Genomic DNA, 20,267 nt, shown 5'->3' on the forward strand with positions numbered 1-20,267 from the left:
AATCGCATTCGTGCGGCCGAAGAAACGACCAGCCGATTCCGTCTTCTATGCGAGAGTCCCGCATGGTTCGTGTTCGACGATTAAAAGTAGAACTGCTCTGGGGTGCACATTTTGCCCAACAGTTACCCGACAGGAGCTAACGAGCAATGCCAGTTAGAGTCGCCGATTCTAAATTTCCGTACGGAAAACCCCTGGTAGTAGATCTGGACGGATCTTTGCTGCTTACGGACGTGCTATATGAGTCGTTTCTAAATGTCTTGCCTCTTGGCTTCCGCGCCGCATCTGCAGCGCTCCGGAGCAACGGCAAAGCGGCCTTGAAACATCATTTTGCGCAATCATCGGAACTGGATTACGCCACCCTCCCTTACAACACGGATGTTACGGATTTAATCCAGTCGGCCAAGGCGCAAGGCAGAAGAGTTTACCTCGCTACCGCAGCGAACGCGAAACATGCGAGGGCCATCGCAGATCACTTGGGCGTCTTCGACGGCTGGTTTGCTTCTGACGACCAAACGAATTTGTCGGGAGATCTGAAGGCCAAACTACTTGCAGCTGCCTTCGGTAAGAATGGATTTGATTACCTCGGCAACGGCCCCGCAGATTTTCCGGTTTGGGACGTTGCAGATAAGGCCTACGCCGTCGGCCTTTCAAACTCGCTAAAGCGTCGGCTCGCTACTCTAAAAGGAAGTAACTACGTCGCATTGGATGACGGAAATGCGGGTAGACGGGCGTGGTTCAAGAGTCTTCGGGTGCGCCAATATGTGAAGAATCTTCTTATTTTTGTGCCTTTAGCGGCTTCTCATCAATTGGTCTTGGCCGATCTCGTTGCGGATGTGATCGCCTTTCTGGCTTTTTGTTCTTGCGCATCAGCGGTTTACATTATCAACGACCTGCTGGATCTTAAGTCTGATCGTGCGCACCCGACCAAGCGTGCTCGCCCCTTTGCGAGTGGGCTTCTCCAGCCTCGCACTGGCTTGCTTACTGTCCCGGCGCTGCTCGTATTCTCTCTGGCGTTGGCAATTACAATCTCGCCTGGGTTTGTTGGCGTATTGGTTTGCTACTTTGCGCTAACGAGCGCCTATTCAGTTTATCTCAAACGCAAGATGCTTGTGGACGTATTGGTGCTCGCAATGCTCTACACGACCCGCATTTTCGCGGGTGGCCTGGCCGCCCAAATACAGGTTTCGGAATGGCTTTTCAGCTTCTCAATGTTCATTTTCACGTCGCTCGCGCTAATCAAGCGCTATGTTGAACTGGCGACGAGGCTCGACCGCGGCCTCCCGGATCGTTCAGGCCGCGACTATAGGATCGGCGATCTTGATGTCGTTGCGGCTCTGGCTGCTGCAGCTGGCTTGAACGCGGTCACAATCTTTGCACTCTATGTTACATCTCCCGATGTACAGATATTGTATCGACACCCGCAGGCACTATGGCTTATCTGTCCAATTCTTCTCTATTGGATCGGCCGGGCACTCATGATGGCGCACAGGCGTCTGATGGACGACGACCCAGTCGTCTGGGCATTGAGGGACCATACCAGCGCAATAGCTGTCGCATCTATGATTGCGATAGCTATCATCGCCATTTGATGCAGCTAAGTTTTCGATGGCACCAAATCCCGCAAAGGCTGTTCTCATCCTGGGCGCCACGTCGGACGTTTCCAGGGCAACGGCGCTTGCCTTCGCCCGGAGACGCTGGACAGTGCGCCTCGCAGGACGCTCGTTGCCTGAACTACAGCGTGAGGCTGCCGACATTTCGGCTCGCACGGGTAGCCAGGTCACGATCCACCAATTTGACGTACTCGACATGGGGTCATTCGTAGCCTTTGTCGACGCATTTCCGGATCTTCCGGACGTCGTCATGTCAGCGGTCGGCCTCCTTGGTAAGCAACCGCGCGCCCAAATTGACCTTGATCATGCTCGAGAGATCATGCGAACAAACTATGAGGGCCCGTCGTTGATCCTCGGCCTCTTTGCAGAACGATTTGCCGCACGCGGAGGCGGATCCATTGTCGGAATCTCATCTGTTGCAGGAATCCGGGGAAGAGGCTCCAATTATGTCTACGGTTCCGCAAAAGCAGGGTTGGCAGCTTTTCTTTCGGGATTACGAAATCGTCTGGCAATCAACGGCAGCAACGTTCACGTGATGACCGTCACGCCTGGGTTCATACGAACCAGAATGACCAGCGACATGAGGCTGCCACCGGTTCTCACGGCCGTTCCCGCCGAGCTGGGGGAAGCCATACTGAAGGGCCTCGATCGACGCAAAGACGTGATTTACGTACGGTCCATATGGTGTTTTTTGACGCTGATCATCCGCCTGATACCAGAATGGTTTTTCAAGCAGCTTAAGTTGTAAAAGGCTATGAAACGACGTGGCCCGCGCGGGACGAGGATCGCTCGTTGCCATGGGGAGTCAACGCCCGGCATTTGGTCGGCTCCACTTGCCTAAGGTGTTATCAGATCTGAGTTCGCTCTGGTAGTGGATTTGTGCCGTTGGGCGCGAAGCACGGATCGCCCACTCGCCAGATTGTGTCGTGCTGAAAACTTGCGGCGCCGAGACGATTGTACGTTTCTGCAACTCAGCCGCTCAGCCTTGCCACCTTTTTGCAGGAGATTGAAGTTGAACGCTCCGCATCCGCATCGCAGCGCTTCCGTTTTTCCTCGATCGGGAACAACGAACAACATCTCGTTGCAGGTCTCGCAGGCGAATGCGCTGGTAAACGTCCGGAATGCCTTCACCACCGGAGCGAAGTCTTTGTTCTTCAGGTCGGCCCATTCGTTGAAATGCACGGCGGTGTTGATCTGCCAGTTCTCATAACCGGTCTTGGTCTTGGCTTCGCCGAACGTCGTTTCGATCGCGATGATGCGCTCGACGACGTCCTTCTGATTCCAGGAGTTGGCGGCTACCTTTGCTTTCTTGAGCAAGTCGCCGAGCGTGCTGGTCGCCCTCGGAAGAAGGTCGCCGAGCATGAACTGGGCATCGCCACGGAATTCCACACTGGCGCGCAGGCGATCGCACGCTTCTTTGGCGAAATGCTCAAGATAGTGGCGCAGCAGCGCAGCGGCGCCGCGCACGTCGTTCTTCGCGGAATAACCTTCCAGTTCGGCCCAGACATCGCGGTCGTCCCATTCGGTTGGACCGAAAGCGACCGTCCAGGTTCGGAAGTGCGCAAAGTTCCGGTGCTTGATGAGGCCTTCCGTTTTCATGTGCCGCAGCCAGATCTCGTCATGCGTCGTGAAGATGAACTGGGTGTTGGGAAATCTGTCTTTCAAGAGAGTGCACACCTCACGTCGGTGGCCAGCGTCGACGGACATCAGCACGTCATCAAGGACTGCAAAGGTAAAATTCGTCCCGAGCAGATGGTTCATGAGCGCAAGATAGAGGCAGAGGCCCATCCCATCTTGATGGCCCTCGCTATGATATGCCCCCGGAGGGAAATGACCGCGCCCGTAGAAGTCTACGTCGAAGCCGAGCTTGCCGATCGAGGGCATGAGCTTCGCCGTGAAGGTGCTTTCGTCGTCCTCGTTGATTTTTCGGTAATAACTCGCGAAGGCCGCCTCAACCTCCTTGTAGATCCTTTCGAGTGCAGCGGTAGTCACCGTCCCATAGGTGCTAGACACTTTTGTGGCGCGTTCGGCGCGAAGCTTGCCGGCCGCGAGTTTCAAACGCGCCGTGCGATAGTGTTCGAGCCGCTCCTGCGCGAGCACGAGGAAGTCGCGCGCGGCATCCTGCCGGGTCGGCTCCGGAATCGCCGCGATGGTTGCATCGAGGGCGGTCATCGTCGGCTCCAGATCCGGAACGATGTGAACGGCCGCGAGAGCCGCGCGCGTGTCTTCGAGCGGCAAAAGCTTCTGAAGCTGCTCGTATCGGCCACGTAGAACGGTCCTGAATTTCGCCAGTTTGGAGGCGTCGATCCTAGGCGATAACAGGCTCGCATAATCGATCATGATGTTCAGCGCGGTGCCGGCGGCATGAAGACGGTCAAGGATCGGCTTCAGCTCCGCTTCGAGCGCGGCCCGGCGCTTGCTCACATCGTCGAGGTGGGCGAGGCTTGCGGACAGATGACCCCTGAAGACATCGGGCTCGAATGGCGTGTCGCAGACCGGGCAAGCCGTTCCATCGTAGAGGTCCAGCGCCGACTTCAGAAGCGCTTCGCGCGACAGGCCGGTGATGCTGTCGCCATCCTTGCCGAGTTCGGCCGCATTGGTATCGGCGGTCGAGCAGGCCTGTTTGAACGCATCGGCCTGGAGCGCCTGGAGTGCTTCCCTCAGCGTGGCAAGGTCGGCAGCGGCTTGTGTCTTCGGCACGCGCCCTGGCCCGGTGCTGGTGGTCGCGGTCAGCCCATCCTTCAGCGACGTGTTGGCGTCGAGCTCCGGCAGAGGGGCTAGCCCAAGAAGTGCGCGATGTGGATTGACCGCATCGAGGACCGACTTCTTGGTGAGCTGGGCAGTGTCGAGCGCTGCAAGAAGATTCGTGATCGCGTCCTTCTCTGCTCGTTCGAGGCCAGCAAGCTCCTTGGTAGAGGCGTTGGCGATCTTCTGCAGGACGGCGCGGAGCTTCTCGACCTCATCGAGACGCAGAAGCGACTGAACCTCCTTCGCTCGCTGCCCTGGCTCGGAGAGGACATAGCGGATCAGTTCGCGGCGTGAGAGCACGAATTCAGGGTGGAGATTGACGCTCTCGAACGCCGCGATGACATCCTGGTCGGCAGGCGTAATTTCGGGCGCGCTTGCCGATTTGACGGATCGCCGAATCCGGGCCTTCTTGTTGCCGAGCCCGGGGATAGTGACGTCTACTGTCACTGTTGCGGCCTCTGGCTTGTTGCGACTGTCGACGTGCGGGCCGTGCGCTTTGACAGAAAGGCCTCCGGTCCCGGCGCCGGCGAGGCGAGAAATGTCGCCGGTCAGAGCGAACTCGATCGCGTCGACAATGCCGCTCTTGCCGGTCCCATTCGGTCCGCATGCAGCGAAGTTCTGGCCCTTGAACTCGAGGGTCAGGTCACGAATGCCGCGAAATTCCTTAATATATATCGTCTCGATCCGGATCATGGCGCATCCGGAAACAGGGCGGCTCGTATGGCGGGTTCGTGGAGCATGCCCTCTTCAAGTACAAGCTTGCGGAGCCCCGACGCCACCTCCCCAAGGCTTTCCTCCTTCTCCAGAACATCGAAGAACTCGCCAAGAATGGTGGCGGCGACGGACTTGACTTTCGCGGGCGGCTCAGCCGCCTCGATTTTATCTTCCGTGGTGTCCAAGCTGTTTACCTCGCTGCCCACCAAGCGCGATGATTGTGGTCGCCATAACTCGCCGGCTGTTCGCGATGAACCCCGTCACCGACAATCATAGCTCGTTGCCTGGCGATCATTTGCCAGGTTCGATGATGTTTTGAGTCTTCACAAGTCCGGTCGCAACTTCCGTTCGTACTCCCGGCCCAACACAACGATAGCTCTGGGCTCATAAGCCGTAATCTCAGTATCATGCCACGCAAGTGAAGTGCGACCAAATTGCCGTTAGAGGCTGCTGTTGAAACCAAAAGTACTGTACGGAGCGTACATATCTCAAATCCGTCGCTTAAATCATTGCGCTTCATTTCGCCCGAAACATGCCAACTTGCATCCCTCTGCGGGGGCTTCGGCAGCGCCAGCAGTTTTGAAAGGCATTGGCAAGCGGCCGATGCTGCCATTTGTCTGTTCGGCCTCTGATGCAGAGCTCAGGCCCGATGGTCGCGACTGTCACCTTTTTGGCGTCGGGGTTTGCTAACTGAATGAATCGGCTGTCCCCAGGACGGATCGAATAAGATTCGCGCTTCATGGCGAATGCGCCCGGCATGCACGAGTTCCGTTGATCTCCGCCAAAGGTATTCGCCGCTCTATGGCGGTCTATCGCGTCGGCCGGCTGCGGTGCCCCCCGATGGCCCAGATGGTGCTGGCAGTATTGAAGTTCTAGGAACGCGCTCTCATCATTTCCGGCCTGTGATCAGCCGATCAGCCCGACGACGTGTCGCCTTTAACGAAAGGTATCTCGCGGGCACGGCGTCTCGGAAATCCGACGACTGCCTTTAACCTGGACGCGTCACGTCGCGGTCGATCTCATGGTGCGTCCTCGCCGCATACCGCAGCCGGCACGGCGCGCGCCTGGCCGCCGTCATCGAAATCTCAGCTCGTCGAACGGCAGCCCGGCGGACGAAGACACTTGCTGCCTTCGCGCAGCGGGCGAGGTCCTGCTGCGGATCACGACGCGCGGCCTTCAATATCCCGCCGACGGCGCTGCATGGCAGGGGGAAAGGCTCGTGCGCCATTGCAGTACAGGGCTCGCTGTAGTGCTCATTGACTATCGGTTCAGGATTTCCACTTAGCGCGACCAGACGCAGGGACAATGCCGGCCCCGGGAAAGCAAGTCGTTCGTACGGTTCGGACGAATTTGACGCGCGAGTTCTGTACGATAGGCATTCCTTCTTCAGGCTGGAACAGGTTGAGAACGGGCCAATGATACAAACAAGATCCCTCATCATCTGGCGACCAGCGGGTATCATGTCCTGCCCGAAGGCAGCGTTTAGCTTGACAGACTTTCTGATCGGGCAATCACACCGTTGTACTTCGCGAGCTGTAGAGCCGTTCGATCGAGAAGAAATTTGAGAGTAGGACGCGTATTGGGATGTGGCTACTTGGCGGCTGTCTTTGCGGGCCGTTTCAGGAACTCAGCAGGCGCAACGGCGAGCGTATCGGCAAGGCGACCTATGATTTTGATGCCGACGTAGTACGTACACTTTTCAAGCTTGCTCAAATAGCCCTGCTGATCTCGGCCTCGAAAGCAAGTTCGTCTTGGGACCATCTCGTCGCGTTGCGCAGACGGCCCAAATTAGTAGCGAATGTCTCCCGCAAATCCATGCGGGAAAGGAGGCCGTGTATCGAGATAATGCACCTCGATATATTTCACAAGACGCCATCTCATGCGTACTGAGAACCAAAACTGCTCAATCTGCTGCAGGTGCGCAAGATCATCCGGCGGTAATCACCTCCTAAACCAGCATTGAATGGCTACGAAAGCCAGAGGAAATGGACCGATAGCAAGACCTGTATTGGGATTGGTCTAGCTCAGCGCCCTGTTTTTGAAGGACGTTTCAGGAGCTCAGCAGGCTCAACGTCGAGCTTGTCCGCAAGGCTACCTATAATTTTGATGCTGACGTAGTACGTCCCGTTTCGAGCTTGCTCAGATCGCACCGGGTGATCATGGCCTCGTAGGCAATTCGTCTTGGGACCATCCCCTCACATTGCGCATATGATGGAAATTGGTGGCGAATGTCTCCCACAAATCCATGCGGGAAAGGATGACCCTTGCTCGATATACCGCACCCCGATATACTTCACAAAGTGCCGCTCATGCACGTTATGACGGAACCGCGCATCGGTCTCCCGTCCGTTCGCAGGATCATGCAGACCACCACTCTATCCTGTCGTCATTGATGCTGTTCCGGTTGAATCGATGCCCACGGTCTATGATGAACCCCTGACGTATTGCCGAGTTCTCGATCGGAAAACCGCCGGCGTCGGCCGGGGAAGAGGTTGCTCGGACCGTGCTACATATCGGTCTAGCGCGGGCACGTGCGTGCTCGCGATCAGCCGCTAACCATTTGGTGGCACCAGATGGAACGACAACCGAGCTTGCTGTGGCCTTCGTGCGGTCGCGCGGCCGAAATAGCAAAATGGGTCATGTGGCGTTCGAAACCGAGAACGAAGTTCTTACCGGCCGGCTGGACCGAGCAGCCGTCGGCCAGCGAGCACGCAACAGGTTCGTCCGCCATACCACACGCGTCGATGCCAGCTGGTCGGCAACAAGGGAGCAGGCGCTTACACCGGCCCAAACGGAGCCATCGTGATCGAAACAAACTGCGGACGGTGACCGCCGGGATGTCCGAAAGCAGCCTTCGATCGACGATCTGCAGGAAAGGTTTCCGCAAGCCGCGACAATCGAGCTGGTGCCAAGATGCCGTAAATACGGCTACCATCGCGCTGATTTATCGTGGTTTTTCGGTTTCGTAGGAGTTCCAGGGTGCCGCGCGATTCCAAGATCACAGATTTGGCGCCGAGTGCGCCCGAGCTCACGTCGTACGACGAGCAGCACGCCGTCACTTATATGCGCCTTCTCGATGCCGAAGCTGACAACGCTGACTGGCGCGAAGTCGTGCGCATTGTTCTTGGATTCGATCCGACCGTTGAGCCGGATCGCGCACGCCGTGCGTTCGAAAGTCATCTGGCTCGCGCCAAGTGGGCTGCGCGTCACGGCTATCGTGATCTCCTGCGCCGGGGGTGGCCCAAAAGCGAAGAGTGAAGGGGGCTGAAACCGACGCGACCTTCTTTCCCATCGCACAAGCAGATCATTCCATCGCGAAAGCGTATCAGTAGGGGAGACCTGCACGCGCACGACCAGAAACCGTCACAATTGTCGGGCTGCAATTCTCCTGCGTGCGCATCGAGAGCATGGGGGAAATGAGCGTGATGCCGGGTGCCGATTGGAGATCAGAAAGCGCATACCGCGAAGTCAGACAAGCAGAAACTGCCGACATAGCCTGGGAGTGGCTTCGCCGCGACGGCGAGTATCAGAAGGCCTTCACGGCTCTGGCCGGTAGCGAACTTTCCAGCGCGGCGAGCGATGACTTTCGACGAAAGTGGGGGCTGACGTTTTGCAGCCGATCCGAAAAAGGCGTTCGGCAAGCAAGCCGTTTTCTGGGCGCCTGAGACGCTGTCGACCGTGCTAGCCGTTCGCACGGCCATCTGTTCGACGAATTCCGAATCATATGAGCTTGATTTCGCCAAACTGGCAGGCGGGAATCTTCGGCATGCGCCGGATGGATGGCATGGCATCGTCCTGCTCGGAGGAGTCCAGCATCGCCTTTGGTTTAAGGAGCTTCCGTCGAGCGTCTCATTGGCTACAGTCGACCTACCGCTCGACCGCGAGTTCGATATCCGCTTGCAGGCAGCACATCGATTTTGGCTGGCGCTCGAGCAGCGCCCTCTCGGACCGCCCCCTCTTGCTCCACCGCCCCGAGCTCGTCTTCGCCTCGTCCTCGCTCTGCGTGCGCTGGATGGGTGGCTGGAAGGGAATAGCTATCGCAAAATCGCGGAAGGCCTGTTCGGCAAAGTTCGCATTCCGGATCGAGGCTGGAAAACACACGATCTGCGCAGCCGGACCATCCGTCTGGTTCAGAAGGGGCTGCTTCTCATGCGGGGCGGTTATCGCGACTTGCTCCGTCACAAGGGCAGAGACAACGAGGACACCTCCTGAGCTCTTGACGGGCCGGCTGCCCGACATTGTGTTGTGCCTAGGCACAATTCACGGCCCGAGCCTCCCGGGCTGCTCCGGCCAGATTTTCTTGGTCTTCGTAGCCTTTGCTGGTTCAGGTCTATCCATCATAACGGGCTTTGCTGAGAACGGGGGCTCGAAAGCAGGAGCGGGCCGATCTCGTGGGAATGGTCGCGAAGACCTTAATGGCGGTATCGGAAACGACCACGGACGGGAGCGACATTACCATCTCCTGAGCCATCGTTTCACAGGGATCGCGTTGACTTGAAGCCAGTCGCGAAAGGAGCAAAGACCGGTAGACCAGCCCGCCAGGATCAGCATCTGAGAAACTGGGCGTATGCGGAAGACGACGGAGCACGCTTTCCGGCGCGCTCCGTCCCGTCCGGCTCGATCTCGGCGTGATACGAACTCCAAAACGCGAGTGTCGCATCGCGAAGCACCGCGCTTGGTCCGGCCGCCAGCTAAAGCCAAAAGGGCGCGACCGTGATATGCCGACGGATGCGCCGTTCGGCTATTGCTGTCAGAAGGACGCGCGATATGTGCATCGACAAATTCGCTAGACAGCGCCGTAGCCTTGATTGTCGGATGAAGTCGCAATGCATTGCGGACCCGTTCAAGGGATTGGGAGCACGACATGTGCTGGGCTGGGTCATCTAGCGACCTCTCTTTGTGGGCCGCTTCAGGAATTCAGCCGGCTCGACGTCGAGCTTGTCAGCAAGGCGGCCTATGATCTTTATGCTGACGTAGTACGCGCCTTTTTCAAGCTGGCTCAAATAGCTCCGGCTTATCTTTGCTTCCAAGGCAAGCTCGTCTTGCGACCATCTCCTGGCATTGCGCAGACGGCGCAAATTGGTGGCGAATGTCTCCCGCAAGTCCATGCGGGAGAGGATGCCGGTTGCTCGGTATACTGCACCTCGATATACCAGACAAAGTGACGTCGCATGCGCGTTGTGAACGGAAACCACGTCGATCGCGGATTCGAATGAGCGTGCTGAGCACGCCCCGCGACCCTGTCACTGCTCGTTTTGGTCCGGGTAATATCCAAATGCTCTCGGCTCCTGACGGGAAACATCCGATAATGTTGGCGCATGCTTGATGCCGGCGTGCGGGCGCCGACTGGGCGAAAGTTGCTCGGATGTATCCATCCAGATCGCGGGCAAGTGTGATCGCGAAGCGCTGTCAACGAGTCGAGACGCTGCAAAAACGGGAAGAGCCGGCCAAAGCTGCCGCGGCGTGCATGCGGCCGCTCGAGATACCAAATCCGTTGCCTGAAGCTCGTACGTGAGACACGGTCCTCAACTGGCAGGCGCTTACCGCTCCACTGGCTCGATCCGCCAAATGAGCAAAAAGCCGAGGCATGCCGGATAGGAAGCTTCTCGGCCAAGGACATTCGATGGCGGTCGACAAACGACGTTCTGCAGGAAATGTTGTGGAGGCCGCAAGGATCGGGCCGCTTTGAAGATGCCTTGAATAAGGTTAGCAGCGGTTGCGGCGAAGAAGATGCATTTAGTCGGACGCGAGCAGTTCCGCCAGCTTTGTGCTATTTCGGTTTCCACCTTGGAGGCTGTCGCTGTCGTTTGAGCTACCGTGGTCTACACTGGATCCTATAACCAAGTTCCGACATGGTCCAAACAATATCAGGTCGCCTCCGGGATTGCTGCCTTCTTACAGAGCCGTGCTACCCATCGGCAAAAGGCGCGAGCGATTTCGGGATTGCCGCTGCGGTCGACCGCATAGGCCCGATACTGCATGCCGCTGGGAGTTCGCGATCCTGGTATCACGTTCAGGATACCCCCGCGCACGAGATCGCTGACGATGATTTCAGGCGCCACCAACAGGCATTTTCCCGTTATGACAGCCGGCAGCGCAAGATAATTGTGATCATATCGCGCTCCCGACGTTATGTCCTTCGAGGCCAAGTTCATCGCCCTCAGCCATGTGGGCAATACGTCGGGTCGGGATGTGATGTTGAGAACCGGCAGTGAGCGAACGATCGAAAGTGTTTTTCCCGCGACATGATTTGGAGATCCGACACATACCAGTGTCTCATTGTAAATCTCCCAATCATCGGCCGGTTCAATGACCGAAAGATCACGAGTAATCAAGATGTCGAAGTCGTCGGAGGACGTGGGCGGCGACAATGAACTGATCACGTCGACGATGACGCCGCCCATCTCGGCAGAGAACGCCTGGAGATTCGGAATAAGAAAGGAGTACGCGAAGGTGGAAAGCGACGTGCGGACCACAATCCGATTGGCGTCCGGTCGATTCCGGCGCCGCATCCTCTTTGCGGTAAAACACACCGTATCAAGCGGTTCAGCTACGGTGTTGACAAACAGCCGTCCGAATTCCGTCAGTTCGCTGCGCCGGCCTTTCCGTTCCACGAGGTCCATACCAAAGTAATCCTGCAACACCGAGAGATAGCGGCTGACGGAGCTCTGTGTCGCTCCCAACGTGCGAGCTGCGCGTGTTACGCTTCCTTCTCGCGCGATGGTCACGAACACTCTGATTGCATTGAGGGGCACGTCATCGTGTTCGGCAGGCATCTTCTGCTCCGGGAGAGACTTGAATGTCCGCTAGTGACGCGGCAGGCTTTGCCAAAAGTGAATGCTTCATCACATTAGTCGATGTACGTTGTCGGATTACTGCTGATCAACGACATTTTGAGCGCAAGATCGGCGGTCTTTGGTACGATGCGTACGGTTCAGTTTGCGATTTCATGATCGTGGACGGCTTTCCGAGGATATTTAAGCGCCCCGAACGGGACGCAATTACATGGCGACGGTCGAGCAGCCCACGTTCCTCTCGAAAGGTCTTCTTGGAATGTCCGCAGATCAAGAGAGCGCCGAGCCTCGATCAAGCGGCTGAATTCGGGCAAGATCTCGCGGGCTTAGGTGGAACACGCGCAGCGTTCAAAGGAAGCGAGCTTCAGCAGCCTTGACTTCATGGATATTCAAGGCCGAAGGCCTGCTGACCTGCCTCATCCTGCACTTGGTGCGGCTTGAGCCGCACCTGCGCACCATGGTGTACGTACGCTCTCGAAGGCGACCGCCGGAGAGCCTCAGGGAGCTGCTACGCACCAGGCCAGCAAGGGCGCGCCCGAGAACTGGCCGGCAGTTTCCTGGCGACGGAAGGCAGCGAGGACAGCGTGCCGTCCAACGCGGAGAAGTCCACCTGCCTCTGGTCCTCGGCAAGCCCAGCCGGCGAGATCAGCACCACCTCCACCTCCGGGCTCGCCGAGCTGGTGAGCGAAGTCTCCACGCATCTACCTGATCGTCGACGAGGAGAAACTCACGGTTTACCCCGGCTTCCTGCGCGTGATGGTGGGGTGCGTCATTGACGCGCTGACGCGCGGCAAGCACCTGCCGCGCTCCAAACACAAGGTACTCCTGCTGCTCGATGAGGCGGCTGCCTTGGGCAGCCTTGACCCGCTTGAGCGCGGAGTAGGGTACCTGCGCGCGTATTGTACCCCCTCTCGTCTTCCAGGACATGAGCCAGCTAGCGCGAGCTGTACCGACGGTCAGGTTCGTTCCTCGCGAACGGGACCTGCAAGGTGTCGTTGTCGAGCTCGAGGCGGCGAGTTTCGTTTCGGAGATCATCGGCCAAGCAACGTCGCTGGCAAAGAACCAGGACACCTCGCGGTCGAAATGGACACGATGCGCGAGCAGCATTCGATGGGCCTCTCCGAGACCGGCCGCTGGCTGCTGGACACTTCCGAGGTGCTGCGCCTGCCGGGCAGGCGCAGCCTAATTCTCTACCGCAGGGACATCCTGGGCTATTCGATGCCCGCCGCAAAGATCAGCTATCGCTCGTGGGGCATTGGCGCTGGTGCAAAAGTACGATCGTTGGCCGGCATTGGCCAACGATGCCGTTCCCGCGACAGCCCGGTGCGACCGTGATCTGCAACTAGGGCTTTGAAACAGAGACCTCGAGTGGGCCGATCTTAAAGCCAGCCTTTCCTTCGGTGGAAACGATGATCGGCGGGAACCCATCGCATTTCAATTCGTATTCAGCCACTAGATCGGGGCCTTCCGACGATTTGGATTCCTTTCCCTCGGACTTCTTCGGCTTCACGCAAATCTGTGGCTCAACTTCACAGCTTCGATGGCGCTTTGCCCCCTCGGCATCGACGTTCTTTGCGGGCTCTCGCGGTGGAGGTGGCGGGGGCGGTGCAGGTGGGGGCGGAGCATCTGGCGATGGCGCTACGGCAACCTGCTGGAGCAGGTGGGAGGCAAGCTCAAAAGCCGTAGCGGATACCTCTGACTGCAAGGCCAGGTAAAGGGCGACAAATTCGTCCCTGTCGGGAAGGAGCAAGAACATCTTCCCGCCGAGCAGGTCTGCCTGTTCCCTTGTGAGAGATTGAGGAGTCTCGGCTTTCCTAACGGCGTCGAGCATACACTTTTGCAGATTACCTGCCATCAGGTAGCATTCGCAGACATGAACGTTGATGATGCCCTTGCCCACGAGCTTGTCTATCTGGTTGACGGGCCCAAGCAGTCGAAAGGACTTGATCGATACCTCCGATATATCCAGAGAGCATGACGTGCCCTGGGTTAGGATCGCGTACTTCGTTGGGCCGGCTGCGAGAGCGTGGGTGGGTAGCAAAGTGACCAGGAAGCTCAGAACAGCGAACATCAAAGCCTTGTGGCTCATGATCTCCTCCCGTCAATGAACTCGCGTTTGAACTTGCTTGTGGCCCTTCTCCCAGAGGGACGGGCCTAATATCTTCAGAGATTATAAATCAACGTCTTGGACGTCGCAATCTCGGGTCGACGATGAGTTGCTTTGGTCCAAGATACCATCGACTTGCTTTTGGCCCCGTGCCATTGCGGGATCCGAACGATCTGCTACGTGAAGGTGCCTGAGCTCCTGGCGTCAGTATCGGAAGCGGTTTGACCAAACCGTCCGGCGAACGAGCTGGTTTTCACGCAAACCGAGCAGCTCGAAAAACAACCGGTCAAGCTCCGTGATGAGCCACTGGACTTGCGCGGACCGCTCACGGGCGTGAAGGGTGCGCTCCCAGGGCCGATGCGCGATCCGCCGCTGCTGCCCCAACCGGTTCAGAGTCGCGGATGCGGGCGGCGTAAAGGCACGCCGGGTCTTCAGACGCGCGATATGTTTCCGCGTTTTCGTAGCGGCGAGTCCGAACCTTCCTGCGTTCTTCTGTAGGCGAACGCTATTGAAGTCCGCCTGACTCCATCCAGCCCTTTGCAGCGCGACGTCTTCCATGACGCTTGTCTTTCGTCGGCTCTCCGACACACGCCGAGCGTGCTAAAAGAAACGTTCGACCTAACTTCGTGCTAAGGGTTCGGTGCTCCGTCAATCGTCTAAGATTATGATTTGTCGGGAGAATTTATCTTAGCCGTTGGATGGTAAGAATTTTAAGTCTGAGGATCTCCTGAATGGCAGGATGTCTGGACGTTCTGGACACCACGGTCGGCAATGATTTGCCAGGAAGTCCTCTGCATGGCCGAGGCGTGATCGCGGATAAGGTAATTGTCCCAGATCACTTTGCGCATACATCGCGCTTGTCCCGAGGAGCTTGGCGTTGGGGGTAAGCGTTTTTCGCAAGATCAAAGAACCGCGTCGGTCCGGTCCAAGCGCGCGAACGGCTCTCGATTTCGCAAGATTGCGAGCGGACCGATCGGGTCGGAGACCCATAGTCCATCGCTTATTCGAAAGTTTGCATCGACTTATTCGATGGACGTCATTCCGACGTAGCAGTTCGGGTTTCTAAGGTCACGCACATTCGGATTTGCCTAGACCAGACGGGCGATCGATTTTCCGCATCCGCAAGTCTCATGCCGATCTCGAAGTCACGGCAGTAACATCCTTGATCCAAACTGAAGTTGAATTCCGAGGCAGTGATGATCCGTTACGATCTGACGCGACGACAAGCTCTCACCGGCGCTCTTTCGGCCAGCATGCTGGCCAGCACGGGCCTTGGGGCTGTCGAGAACGATTTCAGGAGGCTGCCGCGGCGTCGGCTAACGGTCGGCATGTCCGGATTTCCTCGCGCATTCGACCCAGTCATCGCGACCGACACTGCCATTCGCCGGATCATGCCACAGCTTTTCGATACGCTCATCACCTTCGATCACGGCCGGGACATGACTTTGCGGCCCAGCTTGGCCGAGAAGTGGGAACGGATCGATGCGCAGTCGCTGCGATTGTTCTTGCGCAAGGATGTAACCTTTCATGACGGAGCCCCCCTGACCGCCGAAGACGTGGCCTTCAGCTTGGGTCCCGACCATCTGCTGGGACCTGGGCGCAGCGGAATGTCAGAGGCGTTGCAGTCGCTCGACCGCCTCGAGAAGGTCGAGATCATTGATCCCTACACCGTCGTCGTGCATGCGAAGGGCGGCGATGCGCTCCTCGAGCAGCGGCTCGCGGCCTGGGGTTCGGAGATCGTCAGCAAACGCGCCTTCACGGCCGCGAGCTCTTGGGAGCGCTGGATGACCGCCCCTGTGGGAAGCGGGCCGTACAGGCTGGTCGATCACAAGCTCGACATCCATGTCACTTTGGCCGCGCACAATGCCTATTGGGGCGGACGGCCGGTATTCGAAGGCATCGAATATCGGATCCTTCCCGAACTCTCCGCGCGCGTGAACGGCCTGCTCGCCGGCGAGCTCGATATCGTCACCGACATTCCGCCGGATCAGTTCGAGGGCATCCAGAGGCGCGCCGATCTCGAGGTCGTGGGCGGCGCCGTGCAGAATATCCGCTCGCTCGTCTTCGATCAGACCGATCCGGTCCTGAAGGATGTACGCGTCCGCCGCGCCATCAGCCTTGCGCTCGATCGCAGGCTGATCGTGGAGAGTCTATGGGAGAACCGGCTCCCGATCCCGAACGGCTACCAGCTGCCGAGCTATGGTGAAGGCTATATCCAAGAATTCCCGGCGCTTGCCTATGACCCGACCAGAGCCAAGGAGTTGCTCGCAGCTGCGCGCTACGATGGAGAGCAGATCACGTATCGCCTGCTCAACAACTACTATCCCAATCAAGTCTCCACCGCGCAGATCATGATCGAGATGTGGCGTGCCGTGGGTCTGAACGTCAAAATCCAAATGATGGAAAATTTCGCGCAAGTTCAAAGTCAGCCGGTGCGGGCCATATTCGATACGTCAAACACGGCGCTCTTTCTCGATCATCTTGGTCATCCCTGGCGCGAATACGGTCCCAGCGGCTCCCTGCCAAAGTCCATCGGGGTTTGGAACAACGAGGAATATTTCTCCCTCGGCGCGAAGCTTCAGGATGCCGTGCAGCCCGATCAGCGGCGACCGATCATCCGTCGCATGCTCGAGATCATCAACGAGGTGGATCCGCCTTGTGTTATCCTGCACGTGTCGGGACAGTTTTACGGCAAGCGCCGCGACGTGCCGTGGTTGCCAGGACTGACGCTCGATCTCGATTTCGGGCCGCGCAACAAAGCCAGGACGTGATCGTCATGATCGGCGGCTCCAATCTACGATCCCGCGATGGCAGTCCCAGCTCGGGGGCCGGCCTCAACCGAGTAGCGTCGTGATGATTTCGCAAGGCGACACGATCGTCCTCGGCAATCCTGCGATCCAGTTTGCGCGGGCGATCCGACGCGACGACTGCGCTCTTCGGCGGGCGGGGAAGCCGCGGCGCATACGTAGCGTCGCAGTTCCGACCGTTGCCGTCGATCTGAAATGGCAGCGGCCGGTGTCAGATCCTTCCGTGACGGGCAGCGAGGCCAAGGCGCTGGCCGCTGGAACTGCCCTGCCATCGCGTGAGATCAGCGCTAATGCGAGACAATCCGAATCGCATGCTGCTATCGGCGTGATGCAGCCTGGCGAGCGCTCTCGCCATCTGGCCGAGCGACGCCGACCAGATCCGGCGCATGGAGGCACGCCTGGAGTCGGTCGGCGGGTATGGGCCCTTGCGATGGATAGACGACCGGCCGCGCAGTTTCTCGGGTCGCTCAGCGATGCGATCGCGTTGTCCGGTCCCCGCGGCCGCAACGATGCCGCTCGCCGTGAACCGAAAGGGCCGCGGTGATGCGCCAAGGAGAGAGATTTCAAATGGAGCCGATTCTCGAGATCGCCGGTCTTCGTGTGGCGTTCGACGATGTCCCGATGCTGCGCGGAATCGATCTCACGCTCGCGCGCGGCGAGGCGCTCGGCATGGTTGGCGAAAGCGGTTGCGGCAAGTCCGTGACGTGGCTTGCGGCGCTAGGGCTTTTGACCCGGCGCGCCCGGATAACGGGCAGCGTACGCTTGGCCGGCGAGGAGCTCCTCCATGCTTCGGCCTCTCGCCTGGACAAGGTGCGCGGCGGTCGTATCGCGATGATCTTTCAGGATCCGGCGAGCGCGCTCAACCCGGTACACACGGTAGGCGATCAGATCGTCGAAGCCCTGCGGCTCCATCGCGGCATGGACCGGCACACCGCGTGGGCCGAAGCGCGGCGTCTGCTGGACCAGGTTGGCGTTCCAGACGCGGCGCGCCGGCTCAAAGCCTATCCGCACGAGTTCTCCGGTGGGCAGAGCCAGCGGGTTATGATCGCCATGGCACTTGCGGGGGAACCTGACGTCTTGATCGCTGATGAGCCTACCACCGCGTTGGATGTCACCATTCAAGCGCAGATCCTTGACCTTCTGCAGCAGATCCAGCGGGAAACAGGCATGGCGCTGGTCCTGATCTCGCACGATCTTGGCGTCGTCGGCGAGATGTGCGAACGCATCCTGGTCCTTTACGCGGGGCACGTGGTCGAGGAGCTGCCCGCCCACCGTCTCTTTGATCAGCCCGTTCATCCCTATACGCGAGGTCTTCTCGCAGCGCTTCCCGACCTGGAGGCACCACGGCGCCGTCTGGCGGCCATTCGTGGTGTCGCTCCAAACGCAGCCGAGTTGCCGCCAGGCTGCCCGTTCGCTCCCCGCTGTGATCTGCGGATCGAACGCTGCGGTGAATGGGTGCCCGAGCTCGCTCCGCTCCGTGGCGAGGCCCGACACAGGGCTGCCTGTTTGCGTGCCGTCGGGGATTCCTCTGCGGGCGAGATCGTGGCCGCATGACGAGGACCACTCCACCGCTTCTCCAAGCCGACAGGCTTGTCCGCCACTATCACTCGCGAGAGGGCTTGTTCCAACGGCCAGCGAAGGTATACGCCATCAATGGGCTCTCCCTGGCCTTGGCTCGCGGTGAAACGCTCGGATTGGTTGGCGAATCCGGCTGTGGTAAGTCCACGGCGGGCCGGCTCCTGATCGGCTTGGAACGGCCTGACTCTGGTGTGGTCAGCTTCGACGGCGAAGCTCTACCTCCCATTGGCCATGCTCCATGGCGGCGTCTCAGGATGCGAATCCAAATGGTCTTTCAGGATCCGCTAGGCGCGCTCGATCCTCGCTCGACGATCGGGGCGCAGATCGCCGAACCGCTCGACATTCATCACCTCGGCAGCAAGTCCGAGCGCGAGGATCGGGTCGATGCGCTTCTCACCGATGTCGGGCTCGGGAGCGACCACATCAAGCGCTTTCCGCATGAGCTTTCAGGCGGCCAGCGCCAAAGAGCCGTCTTGGCCCGTGCGCTCGCGACCGATCCAGATCTCCTCGTTTGCGATGAACCCGTATCGGCTCTCGATGTCTCCATTCAGGCGCAAGTCATCAACCTTCTGCATGACCTTCAGGAGCGACGCCGCATGGCGATGATCTTCATCAGCCATGATCTGCGCGTGGTCCGGCAGATCTGCGACCGTATTGCCGTCATGTATCTCGGTGCCATCGTCGAAGAGGGCTTTTCCGACGCGGTTCTGCTGAATCCTTTGCACCCCTATTCACGAGCACTCGTTTCCGCGGTGCCGACGCCAGGACGACATCGCAATCGCACGATCCTTCAGGGAGATCCGCCCAATCCGGCTGCGCGGCCGAGCGGCTGCGCATTCCATCCCCGCTGTCCTGCCTCCCGCCCGGTCTGCGCGCGATTCGTGCCAGAGCTGAGATCCGTCCCTGACGGGCGCCGCGTCGCCTGCCATCTCGTTGGCGATGGTGCCGAGCGCGGAGGCGAGGGGTGATGGCTCGCTTCATCGCGGTCCGCTTGTTGCGCGCGATGCTCACCATCACGATGGTGGTCACATTCGCGTTCGTGGTGCTGCGTGCCTCTGGCGATCCCGCTCGGGCGCTTTTATCGCCCGAGACCCCCGCCGCGGCGATCGAGGCTTTCCGCAAATCATGGGGCCTCGATGCGCCGCTCTGGGTCCAATACGTCAGATATCTGGGTGCCGTCGCCCACGGAGATCTCGGCCAATCCATGCGCGACGGGCGGGCCGCCATCACGGTCGTTGCCGAGCGCATTCCTGTCACGCTGATGCTGACACTGCCTGCTCTCATCCTGAATCTTTGCTTCGGCATCCCGGCCGGCATCTACGCAGCCCTGAAACGCGATAGCCTGGCGGACCGGCTGGTGATGACGGTGGCCGTTCTTGGGTTCACCGTGCCGTCTTTCGTGCTCGGCCTCGTTCTCGTCCTGGTCTTCGCCGTCGAGCTCCCCTGGTTTCCTTCGGGTGGTGCGGGCAGTTGGCCCCACATGGTGCTGCCCGTCGTTACGCTCGGTCTTTCTGGCGCGGCCGTTCTGGCTCGCTTCACCCGCAGCGCCATGCTCGAGGTGCTTGGGCAGCCCTATATCCGGACCGGCAGCGCGAAGGGGGTGCCATGGCGCAGGGTCGTGACGGGGCACGCCTTGCCCAACGCTGCCATAGCCCTGCTGACCATCATAGGTTTCATGGTCGGTAACCTTGTCGCAGGAACCGTGCTCGTCGAAAGCGTCTTTTCATGGCCAGGCATTGGCAGCCTGCTCATCGTGTCGGTCGCAAGCCGGGATCTGGCCGTCGTTCAGTGCATCATGCTCGTCGTGGCGGCCACCATGATCACCACCAATGTCACTGTCGATTTGCTCTATGGTGTCCTCGATCCGCGCCTGCGCGAATCACGTTCGGCCGGAGGCGCATAATTGTCC

17 protein-coding genes and 1 pseudogene are annotated in these 20,267 nt (G+C 59.0%); 12 read left to right on the top strand and 6 right to left on the bottom strand.

Features of this window, described 5'->3' with window-relative positions; translation table 11 throughout:
• The first annotated feature begins 146 nt into the window (after positions 1–146).
• Together GGD65_RS30775 and GGD65_RS30780 are read left to right on the top strand one after the other, a co-directional pair.
• Entirely contained in the window at positions 147–1,589 is a 1,443-nt protein-coding gene (locus tag GGD65_RS30775) for a UbiA family prenyltransferase (protein WP_183237695.1), read from the top strand.
• Positions 1,590–1,605: 16 nt separating this feature from the next.
• The gene (locus GGD65_RS30780) at positions 1,606–2,358 is read left to right on the top strand and encodes an SDR family oxidoreductase (RefSeq protein ID WP_183237696.1); all 753 of its coding nucleotides are present in this window, start codon (positions 1,606–1,608) and stop codon (positions 2,356–2,358) included.
• Positions 2,359–2,447: 89 nt separating this feature from the next.
• Here the strand turns inward: GGD65_RS30780 and GGD65_RS30785 are convergent, their stop codons facing one another.
• Entirely contained in the window at positions 2,448–5,051 is a 2,604-nt protein-coding gene (locus GGD65_RS30785; RefSeq protein WP_183237697.1) for an AAA family ATPase, read from the bottom strand.
• On the bottom strand, positions 5,048–5,257 hold the full coding sequence (locus GGD65_RS30790; RefSeq protein ID WP_183237698.1) for a hypothetical protein: 210 nt from the start codon (positions 5,255–5,257) through the stop codon (positions 5,048–5,050). The genes GGD65_RS30785 and GGD65_RS30790 overlap by 4 nt, the downstream gene beginning before the upstream one ends.
• Before the next feature lie 2,794 nt (positions 5,258–8,051).
• Between GGD65_RS30790 and GGD65_RS30795 the strand changes: the two genes are divergently transcribed.
• From GGD65_RS30795 to GGD65_RS30805, 3 genes are all read left to right on the top strand, one after another.
• Positions 8,052–8,330 (top strand): DNA -binding domain-containing protein, encoded by a 279-nt coding sequence (locus GGD65_RS30795; protein WP_183237699.1) that lies wholly within the window; start codon positions 8,052–8,054, stop codon positions 8,328–8,330.
• Between the two features lie 158 nt (positions 8,331–8,488).
• Positions 8,489–8,737 carry a transcriptional regulator domain-containing protein gene (locus tag GGD65_RS30800; protein ID WP_183237700.1) on the top strand — a complete coding sequence of 83 codons (249 nt, stop codon included), beginning with the start codon at positions 8,489–8,491 and terminating at the stop codon, positions 8,735–8,737.
• 187 nt (positions 8,738–8,924) lie between these two features.
• Positions 8,925–9,284 carry a DUF2285 domain-containing protein gene (locus tag GGD65_RS30805; RefSeq protein ID WP_246783455.1) on the top strand — a complete coding sequence of 120 codons (360 nt, stop codon included), beginning with the start codon at positions 8,925–8,927 and terminating at the stop codon, positions 9,282–9,284.
• A gap of 671 nt (positions 9,285–9,955) precedes the next feature.
• Here the strand turns inward: GGD65_RS30805 and GGD65_RS30810 are convergent.
• Positions 9,956–10,180, bottom strand: a complete 225-nt coding sequence (locus GGD65_RS30810; RefSeq protein ID WP_122405255.1) for a helix-turn-helix domain-containing protein — start codon at positions 10,178–10,180, stop codon at positions 9,956–9,958.
• 759 nt (positions 10,181–10,939) lie between these two features.
• Positions 10,940–11,848: a LysR family transcriptional regulator gene (locus GGD65_RS30815; RefSeq protein ID WP_183237701.1), complete on the bottom strand. Its 909-nt coding sequence runs from the start codon at positions 11,846–11,848 to the stop codon at positions 10,940–10,942.
• 23 nt (positions 11,849–11,871) lie between these two features.
• Here GGD65_RS30815 and GGD65_RS30820 point away from each other — a divergent pair, with 23 nt between their 5' ends.
• The 3 genes and pseudogenes from GGD65_RS30820 (at position 11,872) to GGD65_RS40450 (ending at position 13,201) form a co-directional block, all read left to right on the top strand.
• Positions 11,872–12,243 (top strand): hypothetical protein, encoded by a 372-nt coding sequence (locus GGD65_RS30820; protein ID WP_183237702.1) that lies wholly within the window; start codon positions 11,872–11,874, stop codon positions 12,241–12,243.
• A 331-nt stretch (positions 12,244–12,574) separates the two neighbouring features.
• Positions 12,575–12,754: pseudogene (locus GGD65_RS41220) on the top strand (type IV secretory system conjugative DNA transfer family protein); the annotation flags it as partial.
• 195 nt (positions 12,755–12,949) lie between these two features.
• A complete protein-coding gene (locus GGD65_RS40450; RefSeq protein ID WP_246783456.1) occupies positions 12,950–13,201 on the top strand; it encodes a hypothetical protein in 252 nt (83 codons plus the stop codon).
• Between the two features lie 7 nt (positions 13,202–13,208).
• On the opposite strand, the gene GGD65_RS30830 is transcribed toward GGD65_RS40450, so the two are convergent.
• Positions 13,209–13,955, bottom strand: a complete 747-nt coding sequence (locus GGD65_RS30830) for a hypothetical protein (RefSeq protein ID WP_183237703.1) — start codon at positions 13,953–13,955, stop codon at positions 13,209–13,211.
• 222 nt (positions 13,956–14,177) lie between these two features.
• Positions 14,178–14,531, bottom strand: a complete 354-nt coding sequence (locus GGD65_RS30835) for a hypothetical protein (RefSeq protein ID WP_183237704.1) — start codon at positions 14,529–14,531, stop codon at positions 14,178–14,180.
• A 638-nt stretch (positions 14,532–15,169) separates the two neighbouring features.
• On the opposite strand from GGD65_RS30835, the gene GGD65_RS30840 reads away from it, so the two are divergent.
• The 4 genes from GGD65_RS30840 to GGD65_RS30855 all read left to right on the top strand — a co-directional run bounded on the left by GGD65_RS30840 (position 15,170) and on the right by GGD65_RS30855 (position 20,261).
• A complete protein-coding gene (locus tag GGD65_RS30840; protein WP_183237705.1) occupies positions 15,170–16,744 on the top strand; it encodes an ABC transporter substrate-binding protein in 1,575 nt (524 codons plus the stop codon).
• 603 nt (positions 16,745–17,347) lie between these two features.
• Positions 17,348–18,334, top strand: a complete 987-nt coding sequence (locus GGD65_RS30845; protein ID WP_183237706.1) for an ABC transporter ATP-binding protein — start codon at positions 17,348–17,350, stop codon at positions 18,332–18,334.
• Positions 18,331–19,326: an ABC transporter ATP-binding protein gene (locus tag GGD65_RS30850; RefSeq protein ID WP_183237707.1), complete on the top strand. Its 996-nt coding sequence runs from the start codon at positions 18,331–18,333 to the stop codon at positions 19,324–19,326. Before GGD65_RS30845 ends, GGD65_RS30850 begins: the two co-directional genes overlap by 4 nt.
• Positions 19,326–20,261, top strand: a complete 936-nt coding sequence (locus tag GGD65_RS30855; protein ID WP_183237708.1) for an ABC transporter permease — start codon at positions 19,326–19,328, stop codon at positions 20,259–20,261. The genes GGD65_RS30850 and GGD65_RS30855 overlap by 1 nt, the downstream gene beginning before the upstream one ends.
• The last annotated feature ends 6 nt before the right edge of the window (positions 20,262–20,267 follow it).

Origin of the sequence: Bradyrhizobium sp. CIR18, from assembly GCF_014198295.1 — a bacterium.
In the GTDB taxonomy this organism is placed as follows: domain Bacteria; phylum Pseudomonadota; class Alphaproteobacteria; order Rhizobiales; family Xanthobacteraceae; genus Bradyrhizobium.